This is a genomic window from Micromonospora sp. NPDC047793, from assembly GCF_040642635.1.
Lineage (GTDB): Bacteria > Actinomycetota > Actinomycetes > Mycobacteriales > Micromonosporaceae > Micromonospora.
On sequence record NZ_JBEYSG010000014.1, the window covers coordinates 130606 to 146636 of the forward strand.

Below are 16031 nucleotides of genomic sequence, written 5' to 3' on the forward strand. Positions count from 1 at the left end.
TCCTATCGGCGAACCACGGCCAGCACGTCGTCGCGCAGGGCGGTCATCCGCTCGGCGGTCGGTGCCTCCACGTTGAGCCGCAGCAACGGCTCGGTGTTGGAGGCACGCAGGTTGAGCCACGCCCCGTCGGGGAAGCGCAGCGTGAGGCCGTCCAACTCGTCGACCTCGGCGTCCGGGTACGCGGCCCGCACCTCGTCCACCTTCGCGGCCTGGTCCCGTACGGTGGAGTTGATCTCCCCCGAGGCAACGTACCGCTCGTACTCGGCGGCCAGCGTGGACAGCGGCAGCGGCTGCTCACCGAGCGCCGCCAGGGTGTGCATCGCGGCCAGCATCCCGGTGTCGGCGAACCAGAAGTCCCGGAAGTAGTAGTGCGCCGAGTGCTCGCCACCGAAGACGGCGTTGGTGCGGGCCATCTCGGCCTTGATGAACGAGTGCCCGACCCGGGCCACCACCGGTTCACCCCCGTGCTCCCGGATGATCTCCGGTACGGCGCGCGAGGTGATCAGGTTGTGGATCACCGTGGAACCGGGGTGCCGGGCCAGTTCCCGGGCCGCGACCAGCGCGGTGATCGCCGAGGGCGAGACCGGCTCGCCGCGCTCGTCGACGACGAAACAGCGGTCCGCGTCACCGTCGAACGCCAGCCCGATGTCGGCGCCGTGCGCCACCACGGCGCGTTGCAGGTCGACCAGGTTGGCCGGGTCGAGCGGGTTGGCCTCGTGGTTCGGGAAGGTGCCGTCGAGGTCGAAGTAGAGCGGCACGATCCGCAGCGGCAGCGCCGACAACGCGGCGTCACCGAGCACGCTCGGCACGGTGTGCCCGCCCATGCCGTTGCCCGCGTCGACCACCACGGTCAGCGGCCGGATGCCGGAGAGGTCCACCAGCGTGCGCAGGTGCGCGGCGTACGCGGCGAGCAGATCCCGGCGCTCGACCGGGGCGCTCGGCTCACCGAGCGGCTCGTCCTTGTCGAGCAGGGCCTGTGCCCGGTCCCGGACCTCGGCCAGCCCGCTGTCCTGTCCGACCGGACGGGCACCCGCGTGGCACATCTTGATGCCGTTGTACTGCGCCGGGTTGTGACTGGCGGTGAACATCGCGCCGGGCAGCCCGAGCGCGCCGGAGGCGTAGTAGACCATGTCCGTCGAGGCGAGTCCGATCTCGATGACCGGGCGCCCCTCGGCGCGTACGCCGGTGGCGAAGGCCTCGGCCAGCTTCGGCCCGGAGGCCCGCATGTCGTGCCCGATCAGGACGGCCTCGCCGGGCGGGCCGGCCTCGTCGAGCATCTGCGCGAAGGCGGTGCCCAGAGCACCTGCCACCCGCTCGTCCCACTGGTCCGGCACCGTCCCACGGACGTCGTAAGCCTTCACGATCTGGGACAGATCAGACACCGGTTCCACTCCTCGGCCGCAGGTCGGTCAACGCACCTGAGCGTAACGGAGCGCCGGGCCCCGTCCCGGCTCAGCCGGAGAGCCCGCGCCCCGGTTCGTCTTCGTCCCCACCCTCCGGCCGTCCCGGCACCGCCACAGACCCGGTCTGGCCCGAGGTCGACGCCACCGGGGGCGCCGAGACCGGCGGGGCCGTCGGCGGCGCCGACACCGGGGGGATCACCGGCGGGGCCGATACCGGCGAGACCACCGGGTAGCCCGACACCGGCGGGTATCCCGACACGGGCGGAGCCGACACCGGCGGGATCACCGGCGGGTAGCCGGACACAGGCGGGGCCGAGACGGGCGGGACCACGGGCGGGGCCGACACCGGCGAGACCACCGGGTAGCCCGACACGGGCGGAGCCGACACCGGCGGAATCGCGGAGCCGGTGGCGGCCGGTGGTGACGTGTGGGGCTGGTCACCAGGCTCCGGCCGGGCGCCGTACAGACCGCCGGACGGGCGCGGCGACGCCGGGGCGCCGTAGACCCGGGGCGCGGCGGGCCGTGCGGTGCCGTACACGTGCCCGGGAGACGCCGGCGGCACCGGACCGGGCGGCACCGGCGGAACACCCCGGCCCGGCGGCACCGGCGGTGGCACGACCCCACCCGGTGGCATCGGCGGCGCGACGACCGTGCCCGGCGGCATCGGCGGCGCGGCACCCGGACCTGGCGGCACGGACGCGGCGCCGTGACTCGCGCCGGAGCGGTAGGTGGTGCCGCCCGGGTTGCGCGGCAGCGGGATCTCGACCCTGTCCTGACGCTGCCGCCGGTCCTTCCGGGACCGGACGATCAAGAGCGCGATGAGCAGGACGCCGAGGACGACCATGCCGACGCCGAAGTACATCACCGGCGATCCGCCGGAGGACTGCTCGACGGCCTGGACGGAGCGCACCCCGTCCGCGTCGGCGCGAGCCGGCGCGCCACCGATCACCACCAGGCCACCCAGGGGCACGCAGAGCGTCGCGAGGCGACGTACCGACATGATCACCCACCGTTCTTCCCCCTGACGGGGGACCGCGGTCAGGCTACTACCGGGGCACGACCCCGGCCGGTCGGCGAGCACCCCGCAGGTGGGGCGCATCACGCCGACGCCGGTACGCCGAGCCGTCACCGAGGGCACGACGCGACTCACTCTGGGTCGCAACAACCGTACGGAGTGCCACGAAAGTGTGCTTCTCCGGTAAATTCCCCGTGTGATCGACCGCGAGCAGGCCGAGCAGATCGCTGCGGTGTGGGCCCGTCGCGACTCGGTACGACTCGGGCACGAGTGTCGTCCATCGGTCACCGAGTTCGACCTCGGCTACGTGATCACCTCCACCGTCCCGACACCGGCCGGAGCGCTCCCCGGCGACCTGCCGGCGACCGTGGTCGACAAGCACACCGGCGAGGTCAGCACCTGGCCCCGGGTGGCGACCGAGGTGGTCCAGCGGCTCTACCGACGCAGCCGCCCGAGCGGGCCACCGGTGCCGCGCACGGTGGACCCGGCCGGTCAGCTCATGCGGGAGGTGCACCGGTCGCCCACGCCGACCGTCACCGCGCACCTCACCGTCGAGGGACGGATCTTCACCGCCCGGGGCGCGAAGGGCGACCTGCCGCTGCACCTCCATCCGCTGCTCGACGAGTACCTGGACGGGCTGCCGGCCGGGCACCTGGTCCGTGGTGCCGAACGGCACGCGGAGGTCGTGGTCGTCTCCGACGTGCTGCACCACCACGACCACCTCCGTGCCGCCGAGGGCATCGCCCCGATGTGCCTGGGCGACGCCAAGGGCCTGCTGGCGTCGGCCCGCGTCGAGGTGTTCCGGGTCCGTGAGCCGACGGATCCGCACGCCGGTCCGGCCGAGAGGCCCTGCGACTCGTGTCTGGCCCTGCTGGTGGACTTCGGCGTCCTGCCGGGCACCGCCCGGGACCAGCTCGCGCCCCGGCCGCCCGGCGAGGCACCGGATCCCGTCCCGGGCCGGTCTCCGCCGGAGGTCGTCGACACCGACCTCACCGACTCGCCTCACCTGTCCAGCACCCGACGCGGACCGGGTCAGCAGGTCTGGATCTCCCCGTTCGACCTGCGGGCGCGTCAGGTCGCGCACTCCGCCGACTCGCTCGCCGACTTCGGGGCGGTGATCGGGGCACGGCTGGTTCCGATCGGCACCGAGGAGCAGCACAGCATCCTCGCGGTGGACGAGCGGGGCCGGGTCTTCGCGCTGGACCAGGCCGGCGAGTGGTTCCTCGGCGCGGACCTGGACGCCGCCCTGGTCACCCTGCTGTCCGGTCGCGCCCCGGCGCGGGTACGCGACGACGGCTCCTGGTGAGGCGCGCTACAGCCGGAGACCGGTGAGGACGGTGACCCGGGGGTCGGTGTAGTCGTCCATGGCGCTGCGCAACCCCTCCCGTCCCACCCCGCTCCCCTTCACTCCGCCGTACGGCATCTGGTCGGCCCGGTACGACGGCACGTCACCGACGATCACCCCGCCCACCTCCAGCGTCCGCGCCGCCGCGAAGGCGACGTCCAACCGTCGGGTGAAGACACCGGCCTGGAGCCCGTACGCCGAGTCGTTGACCGCCGCGAAGCCGGCCTCGTCGTCGGTGACCCGGTCCACCACGAGCACCGGCCCGAACACCTCCTCGGCGCGGACCCTCGCCGTGTGGGGCACCCCGCTCAGCACCGTCGGCGGGTACGTCGCCCCGGACCGTCGGCCCCCGGTCTCGACGGCGGCCCCGGCGGTCACCGCCTCGTCCACCCACGCCTCCACCCGTTGCGCCGCCTCCTCGGAGACCAGCGGGCCCACGTCGGTGGCCGGGTCGGCGGGGTCACCGGTCCGCAGTTCCCGCACGGCCGCGACCAGGCGGGGCAGGAAGCCGTCGTAGAGCCACTCGTGGACGAAGACCCGCTGCACCGCGATGCAGGACTGCCCGGCCTGGTAGTTGGAGAAGGTGGCGATCCGCTGCGCGGCGACGGTGAGGTCGGCGTCCTCGGCCCAGTCCGCGCAGATCAGCACCGCCGCGTTGCCACCCAGTTCCAGCGTGACGTGCTTGTCGGGCACCGCCCGGCGGATCGCCGCGCCGACCGGACCCGAGCCGGTGAACGAGACGACCGGCAGCCGGGGGTCGGTGACCAGCTCGGCGGCCCGGTCGTTGGGCAGCGGCAGCACCGAGAACATCCCGGCCGGCAGGTCGGTCTCGGCCAGGATCTCGCCGAGCAGCAGGGCGGTCAGCGGCGTGGCCGGGGCCGGTTTGACGAGCACCGGCGCGCCGACCGCGACGGCCGGGGCGACCTTGTGCGCCACCAGGTTCAGCGGGAAGTTGAACGGGGTGATGCCCAGCACCGGGCCCTTCGGCACCCGTCGCACCAGGGCGATGCGGCCGGTGGCGGCCGGGTCGGTGTCGAGCCGTTGCAGCTCGCCGGAGAAGCGCCGGGCCTCCTCGGCCGCCCACCGGAAGGTGGAGACCGCCCGGCCCACCTCGGCCCGGGCCCACTTGACCGGCTTGCCGTTCTCGGCGGTGATCAGCGCGGCCACCTCCTCGGCCCGCTCGGCGAGCCGACGTGAGACGTGGTCCAGCGCCGTGGCGCGGGCGTGCGCGGGCAGTTCGGCGGCGGTCGCGGCCACCTCGGCCGCCGCCGCCACCGCAGCCTCGACCTGCTCGGCGGTGGCGAGGGTGGTACGTCCCACCGCCCGGCCGTCGTACGGGTGGTGCACGGTCAGTTCGCCGGCACCGTGGGCGGGACGGCCGGCGACGAAGAACGGGGTGGGTTCCACGTATCGCAGCGTAACTCCGGCAGCCGCCCACGGAAACGGTCGCGCTAGACCTTGTCTGCCGCGAATTCAGTAGCGAAGATGGCACGAAGATTGCGATAACCGCCGCAGCGCGACCCCGGACCCCTCGGAGTGATCCAGCCATGAGTGACAAGCAGAAGCTGCGCAACTTCGTCGACGGCGAGTACGTCGAGCCGGCCGACGGCGGCTACGCCGACCTGATCGATCCCTGCACCGGGGAGGCGTTCGCCCAGGCCCCGGTCTCCGGCGCCGCCGACGTCGACGCGGCCATGAAGGCCGCCGCGACCGCCTTCGAGAGCTGGCGGGACAGCACTCCGGCCGAGCGACAGAAGGCCCTGCTCAAGCTCGCCGACGCGGTCGAGGCGCGGGCCGCCGACCTGGTCGACGCCGAGGTCCGCAACACCGGCAAGCCCCGGCAGCTCACCGCCGACGAGGAACTGCCGCCGGCCGTGGACGAGTTCCGCTTCTTCGCCGGGGCGGCCCGGCTGTTGGAGGGACGGTCGGCCGGCGAGTACATGGCCGGGCACACCTCGTACGTGCGGCGCGAGCCGATCGGGGTCTGCGCCCAGGTCACGCCCTGGAACTACCCGCTGATGATGGCGGTCTGGAAGATCGCCCCGGCGCTCGCCGCCGGCAACACGGTGGTGCTCAAGCCGTCGGACACCACGCCGGTGTCGACGCTGCTGCTGGCGGAGATCGCCGCCGAGTACCTGCCGCCGGGTGTGTTCAACGTGGTCTGCGGCGACCGCGACACCGGGCGGGCCCTCGTCGCGCACCCCACCCCGCAACTGGTGTCGATCACCGGCTCCACCCGGGCCGGCATGGAGGTGGCCGCAGCCGCCGCCCCCGACCTCAAGCGCACCCACCTGGAACTGGGCGGCAAGGCACCGGTGGTGGTCTTCGACGACGCGGACGTCGCGGCGGCTGCCGAGGCCATCGCGACCGGCGGCTACTTCAACGCCGGCCAGGACTGCACCGCCGCGACCCGGGTGCTCACCGGCCCCGGCGTGCACGACGACTTCGTCGCCGCCCTGACCGAGCAGGCCCGCAACACCCGCACCGGCGCGCCGGACGACGAGGACGTGCTCTACGGCCCGCTGAACAACGCCAACCAGCTCGCCCGGGTACGCGGTTTCGTCGACCGCCTGCCCGACCACGCCGCCGTGCAGACCGGTGGTACGCAGGTGGGTGAGCGCGGCTACTTCTATGCGCCCACCGTCGTCTCCGGCCTGCGCCAGCAGGACGAGATCATCCAGGACGAGGTGTTCGGGCCGGTCATCACCGTGCAGCGCTTCTCCGACGAGGACGAGGCGGTGCGCTGGGCCAACGGCGTCGACTACGGCCTGTCCGCCTCGGTCTGGACCCGGGACCACGGCCGGGCCATGCGGATGACCCGACGGCTGGACTTCGGCTGCGTCTGGGTGAACACCCACATCCCGTTCGTCTCCGAGATGCCGCACGGCGGGTTCAAGCACTCCGGGCACGGCAAGGACCTCTCGGTCTACAGCCTGGAGGACTACACCCGGCTCAAGCACGTCATGCACAACATCGAGGGCTGAGCCGGTGAGCGTCGGAAGTGGGCCGGTGCCACCGGCACCGGCCTCGCACGCACTGCACGTGCGGCGGGGCGCCGCCGTGGCCCGGGGTGTGGGCAGCGTGATCTCCTCCTACGTCGACAGTGCCTCGGGTGGCCTGCTCACCGACGTCGACGGTCGGGAGTGGATCGACTTCGCCGCCGGCATCGCCGTCACCAACGTCGGCAACTCCGCGCCCCGGGTGGTCGAGGCGGTACGCGCCCAGGTCGAACGCTTCACCCACACCTGTTTCATGGTCGCCCCGTACGAGTCGTACGTGGCGGTCTGCGAGCGCCTCAACGCAGTGACCCCGGGTGCCTTCGAGAAGCGGTCGGCACTGTTCAACTCCGGTGCCGAGGCGGTGGAGAACGCCGTGAAGATCGCCCGGCACGCCACCGGGCGGCCGGCGGTGGTGGTCTTCGACCACGCCTACCACGGCCGGACCAACCTGACCATGGCGTTGACCGCGAAGAACATGCCGTACAAGCACCGGTTCGGGCCGTTCGCCGGTGAGGTGTACCGGGTGCCGATGTCGTACCCGCTGCGCGACGGCGGGCTCGACGGCGCCACCGCCGCCGCCCGGGCGATCGAGATGGTGGAGAAACAGGTCGGCGGCGAGAACGTCGCCGCGCTGCTGATCGAGCCGATCCAGGGCGAGGGCGGATTCGTCGTACCCGCGGACGGGTTTCTGCCCGCGCTGCGCACCTGGGCGACGGCGGCCGGGGTGGTCTTCGTGGCCGACGAGATCCAGACCGGCTTCTGCCGCACCGGCGACTGGTTCGCCTGCCAGCACGAGGGCGTCGAACCGGACCTGGTCACGCTCGCCAAGGGCATCGCCGGTGGGCTGCCGCTGGCCGCCGTGACCGGGCGGGCGGAGCTGATGGACGCGGTGCACGTGGGCGGCCTCGGCGGCACGTACGGCGGCAACCCGATCGCCTGCGCCGCCGCGCTGGCCACCATCGAGACCCTGCACGAGCTGGACCTGGCCGCCGCCGCCCGGCGGATCGGCGCGACCATGACGGACCGGCTGCGGAGCATCGCCGCACGCGATCCCCGGATCGCCGAGGTACGCGGTCGGGGCGCGATGCTCGCCGTCGAACTGGTGCAGCCGGGCACCCTGACCCCGGACCCGGCCGCCGCGTCGGCGATCTCGGCCGCCTGCCACGCCGCCGGTCTGCTCACCCTGACCTGCGGCACCTACGGCAACGTGCTGCGTTTCCTGCCCCCGCTGGTGATCTCCGACGCCGACCTCACCCGTGGGCTCGACATCCTCGACGCCGCCTTCGTGTAAGGAGGGGTCCCCTGCTAACGCCTCGTGTATAGCAGGGGACCCCTCCTTACATCTCAGCTCAGCGCAACACTTCGACGACGTTGTTGCGGACGAGGTTCTTGCCCGGCTCGCGGATCTGCTCCATCGCGGCGGAGTTGAGCAGCACGCAGCTCGCCGACGGGCCGGTCACCGTCACCGTGGTCGCCCGGTCGTTGTCCAGGTTGGTGACCCGCAACCGGGTGCCGACCGGGAACCGGTCGCTGGTGGCGCCCGGTCCGGCCGCCTCCTCGAAGAAGGTGATCGGGCCCGGGCAGGCCGACGCCGTACCGGGTCGGGCGGCCGGCGGGGAGAACGAGCCGGGCCGGTCGGCGGGCCCGCTCGGCGCTACGGTGTCCGGCCGTGCCGCCGGGCCGTCCAGCCGCTCGACGAGGTTGCGCCGGATGACGTTCCGACCCGGCTCGCGGACCAGCTCCATCGCGGCGGAGTTGAGCAGCACACAGCTGCCGGAGGGGCCGACCACGGTCACCTCCGCCGACCTTTCGTTGTCCAGGTTGGTCACCCGCAACCGGGTGCCGACCGGGAACCGGTCGCTGGTGGCGCCCGGTTCGCCGCCCTCCGCCGAGAATGTGATCGAGCCGGAGCAGGCGCTCTGCCCGGCCGGGCCGCTGTCGGCGAACCCGAGCCCGGTGCCCACCGCCACGGTCGCCGCGGCGACCACCGCCACCCCCGCCGCCAACACGTGCTTCCGTTGCAGCCTCACTGTCGCCTCCCGTTACTCCCCGCCTGCGTTCAGGGGTCGGTACGGGCTGGGAGCGCTACCCAGTTCACCGGCGTGACGCGTATCGAAAACAAAGTTTCGGGTGAACCCTGCGGCAGACCGGTCACACCGGTCCGTAGCAGGTGTGCGGCGCTCCGGTCAGCAGTGCCCAGTAGCGGTCGCCGTACGACCAGTGCCACCACTCGGTCGGATAGTTGACCAGGCCCACGCCGGTCAACGCGTCGACCAGGATGCGACGGTTCCGGCGGGCCAGAGCACCGATCGTCGGCGCGGCGGTGAAGCAGGCGTTCCCGCTCGCCTCCGGGGTGGCGTCGACCGCCGTGCCCATGTCGACCTCCACCCCGTCGGCGGTGCAGAGCGTCAGGTCCACCGCACCACCGGTGCTGTGCGGCGCCACCTCGACCGGTGAGACGAACTTCGTGGTCTCCTCGTACACCCGCTCCGGCGACCAGTCGGGATGCGCCCGCCGCAGCTCGTCGCGGTAGCCGGTGAAGATCTCCCACTGCGACCGGTACGGCCGGTACCCCTCGATCACCAGCAGGCGGAGCCCGTCTGGCAGGGCGTCCTGCGCGGCCAGCAACCGCTCCGCCACCCCCTTGCGCAGTCGCGCGTACGCACCGTCGGGGTCGGCCGCCCGCCCGTCCAACCGCAGTTCCGGGATCCCGCGCAGGTCGACGAGAGGCTCGCCGTCGTCGGCACCGGGCACCGCCGCGACACGCGGATCGCAGAGCAGGATCACGGCACCTCCCCCGTGCCGCCGGGACGCTCCGCGTGCCGGCTGACCGCCAACGCGACCAGCCGGTCCACGATCTCCCGGTAACCGACGCCGCTCTCCGCCCACACCTTCGGATACATCGAGTGCGCGGTGAAGCCGGGCATGGTGTTCAGCTCGTTCACGTACAGCTCGCCGGCCTCCTCGTCATAGAGGAAGTCGACCCGGGCCAACCCCCAGCCGCCGATCGCGGCGAACGCGCGCAGCGACAACTCCCGGATCCGCTCGGTCACCTCGTCCGGCAGCGAGGCGGGGACCACCATCGGGTCGCTGTCGCCGAAGTACTTCTGCCGGTAGTCGAACCAGCCGCCGCTGACCGTGACCTCACCGACCGCCGACGCCTCCGGGTGGCTCCCACCGAGTACGCCGCACTCCAGTTCCCGCGCGGTGACCCCCTGCTCCACGATGACCAGGTTGTCGTGCCGCAGCGCCTCCTCCACCGCCGCCGCCAGGTCGTCGCCGTCACCCACCCGGGAGATCCCGATCGAGGAACCCATCCGGGCCGGCTTGACGAACAGCGGCCGGCGCAGCTCGACCACCAGCTTCTCCGGGTCCTCGGCGGCCCGGTAGGTCGACGCGTCGAAGGAGACGTACGGCGTGACCGGCACCCCCTCGGCACGCAGCGCCCGCTTCATGGCCACCTTGTCCATGCCGACCGCCGAGGCGAGGATGCCGCAGCCCGCGTACGGCACACCGAGCGATTCGAGCAGCCCCTGCACCACACCGTCCTCGCCGAACGGGCCGTGCAGCACCGGGAAGACCACGTCCAGTTCGGCCTGCACCGCACCCGGCGGGTCCGCCGCGGTGACCAGTGCCGTGCCACGCCGCCACCCCGCCCGCAACTCCACGGCCGGGCCGGTCACCGTGAACCGGTCGTCGATGGCCCGTTCCCCGCCGGTGCCGTCCAGGAACTGACGCAGCACGTCGTCCGGCATCAGCCGGAACCGACCGCTGCGGGTCACCCCGATGGCGACGACCCGGTACCCGCCGCCGGACAGCGCCCGCGCCACCCCGAGCGCCGAGGCGCAGGAGACGTCGTGCTCCGCCGACGGCCCACCGAACAGGACCCCGATCCGCACTTCCGCGCTCATACCGCCACTCCTTGTCTGGGCAGGACCGGGGTCGCCAGCCGGGCGACCAGGTCCGCTTCCACGTTTCCGCCGGTCAGCACCACGCCGACCGTGCGCGGTCGAGAGCCGCTGCCCGGTGCGGCGGTGCCGGCGACCACCCGCGTCGCGCCGTCGGCGGCGAGACAGAGGGCACCGGCCAGACCGGCCGCTCCGGAGGGCTCGGCCAGCACCTTCAGCTCCATCAGGAGCAGCCGGAACGCCGCCGCGATCTCCTCGTCGTCCACCCGGACCACCCCGCGCAGGCGGGTGCGCAGGATGTCGAAGGGCAGTTCGCCGACGCAGGACGGCCGCAGCCCGTCGGCGATCGTCGGCGCCGGCCGGACCGGCGTCGGTCGACCGGCGACCAGGCTGTGCGCCAGGGAGTCGCAGCCGACCGGCTCCACGCCGTACACGTCGATGGGCCGGTCGGACGCGGCCAGGCAGGCACCGGCGACGCCGCCGCCCCCACCGACCGGCACGATCAGGGTGTCCAGCGGCGTGCCCGCCCGCTCGGCGTCCTCGATCAGTTCGAGACTTGCGCTGCCCTGCCCGGAGATCACGTCCGGGTGGTCGTACGCGTCGACGATCGGATGACCGGTCTCGTCGCTGATCCGGCGCGCGACCGCCAGCCGTTCCTCCACGGTGGAGCCGACCAGGACCACCCGGGCACCGGCCCCCCGGGCCCGCGCCACCTTCGACGGCGTCGCGTCGACCGGCAACACCACCGTGGCGGCCATGTCGTGCCGGCGCGCCGCCAGCGCGACCGCGACCGCGTGGTTGCCGGTGCTCTGCGCGACCACACCGGTGTGCCCGGCGGCGGCGAGCCGCCCCACCGCGTACAACCCGCCCCGCATCTTGTACGAGCCACCGGTCTGCAGGTTCTCCGCCTTGAGCAGCACCCGCGCCCCGACCAGGCGGTCGATCACCGGGGACCGCAGCAGCGGGGTACGCAGCACCTGGCCGTCGAGCCACCGCGCCGCCGCCGTCACGTCGACCGAGGGCCGACCGGGATCGGCGGGTTCGGGCGGATCGGTGTGGATCATGTCGTCTCCCTTGTCGATTCGATCGGCGATCGGCGAGCCGGCAGGTCGAACAGCCAGGTCGCACGTGCCGCCAGCAGCGCCCGGTGCAGGCCGAGGCTGAGCGCCAGCACCAGGACGGTGAGCGAGAACGGGTAGCCGAAGGCCAACGCGAGCCGGGCGGAGTCACCCAGGTCGGCGATGGGCTCGGCGATCATTCGGTGCAGGAGTGCCAGCACCGGCATGTGGATCACATAGATCGGCAGCGTCTGCCGGCCCAGCGCGGCCAGCGGCTCGCGGACCAGCGGCCACCGGGCCAGTTGCACCGCCAGGGCGATGCCGGCCAGCACCGCGACGACCGAGACCAGCGGCGTCACCCCCGGCAGCCGCCCGGCACCGGTCACCCGCACGGCGGCCAGCACGGCGAGGTATCCGCCGACCGCCAGCAGCAGACGTCGACCGGTCACCGCCGCCGACCACCGCCGCACATGGCGACGCAGGTGCAGGCCGGCGAGGAAGAACACCAGGTTCTGGTAGAGCCCGCCCCGGTTGCCGGGGGTGTCGAGCAGCCCCACCGCGGCGACCGCGCTCAGCGCGCCCGCCGCGGCCAGCAGCAGCGCCGGGTGGACCCGGCGCAACGCCTTGGCGAGTACGAAGTAGAGCGCCAGCGCGTACAGGTACCAGAGGTTGGACGGGCTGACCGTCAGCTGTGCCAGCAGTTCCCCCGGGCCGGTCGCCCGGTCGGTCGGGAAGTCCGGCGCGAGGGCCAGCAGGGCGGTGTGGATCAGCAGCCAGACCGCGTACAGGTAGAGGAACCTGGCGATGCGCGGACGGCCGACGGCCCGCCACGGCCGTTGCACCGCGGTGGCCGCGAACATCCCGGAGATGGTGAAGAACAGCGGCATCCGCATCGGCAGCAGCAGTTCGCCGAACGTCCCCCAGGCCCCCGCCACCGGCACGTCCAGCCGCCAGTCGATCTGGAGGTAGTCCTTCATGATCACGTGCCAGAGCAGGACCAGCAGGATGCAGCCGCCCTTGGCGACGTCCGCCCAGTCCCACCGTTCGCCGGCCGGGCGGGCGCCGGTGACGGGCGCGAGGTGGTCACGGGTACGCACCGGGGTGCTCCTCTCCCACGCGGTGGTGACGTTTTCGGGCATGCCGAGGGACGGGACGTCGCGGAATGTGCGACCCCGTGGATCGGGTCGTGGTGACCGGAAGGGCTCAGGGCACGTGCGGAAGCTGGACGTCGACCCGCAGTCCGCCGTACTCGGCGGGGCGGGCGGCGATCAGTCCGTCGTGCGCCTGGGTGATCGAGCGGGCGATGGCCAGACCGAGACCGGCACCACCGCTCTGGTTGGTGCGGTCCCGCGCCAGCCGGCGGAACGGCTCGAAGAGCCCGGCCACCGCCTCGGCCGGCACCACCTGACCGGTGTTGACCACCGTCAGCGCCGGGTTGCGGCCGACGGTGACGCTGATCGCGCCACCCTGGCGGTTGTACTTGATCGCGTTCTCCAGCAGGTTGGTCACCAGGCGCTCCAGCAGCACGCGCTCACCCATCACGGTCCGGGGCTCCAGGTGGGTGCTGACGGTCACCCCGGCCTCGGTGATCCGGTCCTGGTACGCGGCCAGCACCTCCGTGACGATCTCGTCGAGGCGCTGCGGCAGGCGGGAACGGAGCCCCTGGTCGCTCTCGCTGAGCGCGAGCAACCCCTCGATCAACCGTTCGTTGCGCTCGTTGGTCTCCAAGAGCTGGTCGGCCACCAGCTCCATCTGCTCGCCGCTGAGCGACCGGGACAGGCCGACCTCGATCAGCGTGCGCTGCACGGCCAACGGCGTCCGCAACTCGTGCGAGGCGTTCGCGGCGAACCGCCGTTGCCCCTCGTACCCGGCGGCGATGCGCTCCATCATCTCGTCGATCGACCGGGCCAGCCGGGCCACCTCGTCGTTGCCGCGCATCCGGATCCGGTGACCGAGGTTCTGCGGCCCGGCGTGCGAGATCGGGCCGGCGAGGTCCCGGACCGGTCGCAGACACCAGCCCGCAGCGACCCAGACCGCCGCCACCGCGAGCAGGAACACCACCAGCCCCAGCAGCGACAGCGCGACCCCGCCGAGGCCCCGCGCCGGCTCGCACACCAGCCCGCTGCCGGACAGCCCGCTGTCGCAGAGACCCCGGACCCGCCACCACAACTCGCTCGTGACCGACACGGTCAGTCCCGGCAGGGCGTACCCGGCGATCAGGGCGACCACGCCGACCAGCACGATCCTGCGACGCGGGGTCACGACGCCGGACCGATCCGGTAACCGGCCCGAGGCACGGTGTGGATCACCTGAGGCGTACCGAGCTTCTTCCGCAAGGTCATCACGGTCACCCGCACGGTGTTGGTGAACGGGTCGGCGAACTCGTCCCACGCCTGCTCCAGCAGCTCCTCCGAGCTGACCACCCGCCCGTCCGCACGCATCAACACGTGCAGTACGGCGAACTCCTTCGGGCTCAGGCCGACCGCCCGGCCGTCCCGGGTGACCGAGTGCCGGGCCACGTCCAGCGCCACCCCGTGCTGCTCCAGCACCGGCGGCACCGCCGCCGCCGACCGCCGACCGAGCGCGTGCACCCGGGCGACGAGTTCGGCGAAGGCGAACGGCTTGGTGAGATAGTCGTCGGCCCCGAGTCCGAGACCCTCCACCCGGTCGCGGATGCCGGCGGCGGCGGTGAGCAGCAGCACCCGCGTACCCGAACCGGACCCGGCGAGACTGCGGCACACCTCGTCACCGGTGTGCCCCGGCATGTCCCGGTCCAGCACCGCCACGTCGTAGCGGTTCACCCCGATCCGCTCCAACGCGCCGTCACCGTCGTAGCAGACGTCCACCGCCATCGAGAGCCGCCTGAGGCCCTCGGCGACCATGTCCGCCAGCAGCCGCTCGTCGTCCGCCACCAACACCCGCACGCTCTTCGCCCCCGTGATCCGTCGTTGCCGGGCATACGTTCGCAGGCGGAAGATAAGGGTTTCGTAAGCGCCCGCCGCAGCAATACTCCACGTCCACGACGTCACCACAAATCAGCACGGGCACAGCCGGTCACCACGCGCCTGAACAGCACGTACGTCCCACTTTCCCCCACCCTCCCCCACCCGCCCCCGTCGTCGCGTCGCCGTCGTCGTCGCCGTCGGTCGCCGTCGTCGTCGCCGCGTCGATCATGGAGTTGGGGCTGCACTTATGGAAGCTTTTATCCTTATTTGCGATCGCCACGATTCCATGATCGACGCGGACAGCCGTGGGGCCGCGAGTTATCCACAGCGTCCCGGTACGTCGTCCACAGGGGCGGACGGCAGCCGGGGTGGGCCGGGACAGTGGCGAGATGACAGAGCGACTGATTCGTTACTCCGAGTTGTTGGCGACCGGGTGGAGTCGAGGTCAGGTGCGGGGGCAGATCGCACAGGGGGCACTGCTTCGGCTGACCCGAGGTGTCTACGGGCCTCCCGCCGCCGCCGACGACCACCTCAGGGCGATCTTCGAACGTCTGCCCGACGGCGCGGTGGCGGGGTTCCACACCGGTGCGATGCTGCACGGCTTCGGGGATGCCCGGTCGACCAGGTGCCACGTCATCGTGCCGGCGGGTTCGGTCGTGCCGCAGATCCGTGGGGTCGTGGCGCATGAGTCCGTCGTGCCGGTCCGCGATCCCGTCCGGATCCGCGGACTGCCCTGCGCTCCGGCCGCGCGATGTGCCGTCGATCTGGCGAGATCACTCCGGCGGACAGAAGCCCTTCCGGTGCTGGACCTCTGTCTGCGGGCGACAGCCTGCCGGCGCGACGATCTCCATGACGAGCTCGGGCGCCATCGGGGCCTGCGTAACGCCCGCCAGGCACGGGACCTGATCGGCCTGGCGGATCCCCGGTCGGAATGCCGGCAGGAGAGTCAGTTGAGACTGATTCTCGTGGACGCTGGACTACCGGCCCCGGAGCCTCAGCTCTGGGTGCACGACCGGTACGGCATACCGCTGCACCGGATCGACCTGGCCTACCGCAAGCGTCGGATCGGCATCGAGTACGACGGACAGTCCCACCTGACCCCGGAGCTCCTGCACTACGACCGTTCCCGGTCGAACTGGCTGGCCGGTCAGGGTTGGCGGATGCGTTACTTCACCGCCGACGACCTCTACCGCCGCCCCACCCACATCGTCACCACCATCCACCACCTCCTCGCCCCCTGAACTCCCGAACCCCCTGCCCTGGGCACCCCAACGCCTTCCCCCACCCTCCCCACTCCGCAACGGCCCCGCACGCAGCCGCACCGGCAGCCGCGATCATGGAGTTGCGGCACTCCGAAA

General features: G+C 72.5%; 14 protein-coding genes. 4 read left to right on the forward strand and 10 right to left on the reverse strand.

The window, feature by feature from the left end:
• Positions 1-2 precede the first annotated feature (2 nt).
• Positions 3-1382 carry a phosphomannomutase/phosphoglucomutase gene (locus ABZ738_RS24265; protein ID WP_357216661.1) on the reverse strand — a complete coding sequence of 460 codons (1380 nt, stop codon included), beginning with the start codon at positions 1380-1382 and terminating at the stop codon, positions 3-5.
• Positions 1383-1452: 70 nt separating this feature from the next.
• A complete protein-coding gene (locus ABZ738_RS24270) occupies positions 1453-2403 on the reverse strand; it encodes a hypothetical protein (protein ID WP_357216664.1) in 951 nt (316 codons plus the stop codon).
• Positions 2404-2614: 211 nt separating this feature from the next.
• On the opposite strand from ABZ738_RS24270, the gene ABZ738_RS24275 reads away from it, so the two are divergent.
• Positions 2615-3724: a YwqJ-related putative deaminase gene (locus tag ABZ738_RS24275; protein WP_236146032.1), complete on the forward strand. Its 1110-nt coding sequence runs from the start codon at positions 2615-2617 to the stop codon at positions 3722-3724.
• Between the two features lie 6 nt (positions 3725-3730).
• On the opposite strand, the gene ABZ738_RS24280 is transcribed toward ABZ738_RS24275, so the two are convergent.
• Positions 3731-5170: an aldehyde dehydrogenase family protein gene (locus tag ABZ738_RS24280; RefSeq protein WP_357216667.1), complete on the reverse strand. Its 1440-nt coding sequence runs from the start codon at positions 5168-5170 to the stop codon at positions 3731-3733.
• 140 nt (positions 5171-5310) lie between these two features.
• Between ABZ738_RS24280 and ABZ738_RS24285 the strand changes: the two genes are divergently transcribed.
• Both ABZ738_RS24285 and gabT read left to right on the forward strand, forming a co-directional pair.
• Positions 5311-6747 (forward strand): gamma-aminobutyraldehyde dehydrogenase, encoded by a 1437-nt coding sequence (locus ABZ738_RS24285; RefSeq protein WP_131055769.1) that lies wholly within the window; start codon positions 5311-5313, stop codon positions 6745-6747.
• A gap of 4 nt (positions 6748-6751) precedes the next feature.
• Positions 6752-8053, forward strand: coding sequence for a 4-aminobutyrate--2-oxoglutarate transaminase (gene gabT / locus ABZ738_RS24290; protein WP_357216670.1), 1302 nt, complete (start codon positions 6752-6754; stop codon positions 8051-8053).
• Positions 8054-8111: 58 nt separating this feature from the next.
• Here the strand turns inward: gabT and ABZ738_RS24295 are convergent, their stop codons facing one another.
• From ABZ738_RS24295 to ABZ738_RS24325, 7 genes are all read right to left on the reverse strand, one after another.
• The gene (locus tag ABZ738_RS24295) at positions 8112-8792 is read right to left on the reverse strand and encodes a hypothetical protein (protein ID WP_357216673.1); all 681 of its coding nucleotides are present in this window, start codon (positions 8790-8792) and stop codon (positions 8112-8114) included.
• A gap of 121 nt (positions 8793-8913) precedes the next feature.
• Complete coding sequence (locus ABZ738_RS24300; RefSeq protein ID WP_357216676.1) at positions 8914-9549, reverse strand: M15 family metallopeptidase; 636 nt, start codon at positions 9547-9549, stop codon at positions 8914-8916.
• Positions 9546-10673, reverse strand: a complete 1128-nt coding sequence (locus ABZ738_RS24305) for a D-alanine--D-alanine ligase family protein (RefSeq protein WP_357216679.1) — start codon at positions 10671-10673, stop codon at positions 9546-9548. Before ABZ738_RS24305 ends, ABZ738_RS24300 begins: the two co-directional genes overlap by 4 nt.
• Positions 10670-11734 (reverse strand): pyridoxal-phosphate dependent enzyme, encoded by a 1065-nt coding sequence (locus ABZ738_RS24310; protein WP_357216681.1) that lies wholly within the window; start codon positions 11732-11734, stop codon positions 10670-10672. The genes ABZ738_RS24305 and ABZ738_RS24310 overlap by 4 nt, the downstream gene beginning before the upstream one ends.
• Entirely contained in the window at positions 11731-12825 is a 1095-nt protein-coding gene (locus ABZ738_RS24315) for an acyltransferase (RefSeq protein WP_357216684.1), read from the reverse strand. Before ABZ738_RS24315 ends, ABZ738_RS24310 begins: the two co-directional genes overlap by 4 nt.
• Positions 12826-12931: 106 nt before the next feature.
• The gene (locus tag ABZ738_RS24320) at positions 12932-13990 is read right to left on the reverse strand and encodes a HAMP domain-containing sensor histidine kinase (RefSeq protein WP_131056883.1); all 1059 of its coding nucleotides are present in this window, start codon (positions 13988-13990) and stop codon (positions 12932-12934) included.
• Positions 13987-14652: a response regulator transcription factor gene (locus ABZ738_RS24325; protein ID WP_176092717.1), complete on the reverse strand. Its 666-nt coding sequence runs from the start codon at positions 14650-14652 to the stop codon at positions 13987-13989. The genes ABZ738_RS24320 and ABZ738_RS24325 overlap by 4 nt, the downstream gene beginning before the upstream one ends.
• Before the next feature lie 971 nt (positions 14653-15623).
• Between ABZ738_RS24325 and ABZ738_RS24330 the strand changes: the two genes are divergently transcribed.
• Positions 15624-15914, forward strand: a complete 291-nt coding sequence (locus ABZ738_RS24330; RefSeq protein WP_236146019.1) for a DUF559 domain-containing protein — start codon at positions 15624-15626, stop codon at positions 15912-15914.
• Positions 15915-16031: the final 117 nt, after the last annotated feature.

Excerpts from the sequence above, each read along its gene's own strand:
- ABZ738_RS24270 (WP_357216664.1), bottom strand. The coding sequence starts at position 2,403 with ATGTCGGTACGTCGCCTCGCGACGCTCTGCGTGCCCCTGGGTGGCCTG.
- ABZ738_RS24285 (WP_131055769.1), top strand. The coding sequence starts at position 5,311 with ATGAGTGACAAGCAGAAGCTGCGCAACTTCGTCGACGGCGAGTACGTC.
- ABZ738_RS24305 (WP_357216679.1), bottom strand. The coding sequence starts at position 10,673 with ATGAGCGCGGAAGTGCGGATCGGGGTCCTGTTCGGTGGGCCGTCGGCG.
- ABZ738_RS24310 (WP_357216681.1), bottom strand. The coding sequence starts at position 11,734 with ATGATCCACACCGATCCGCCCGAACCCGCCGATCCCGGTCGGCCCTCG.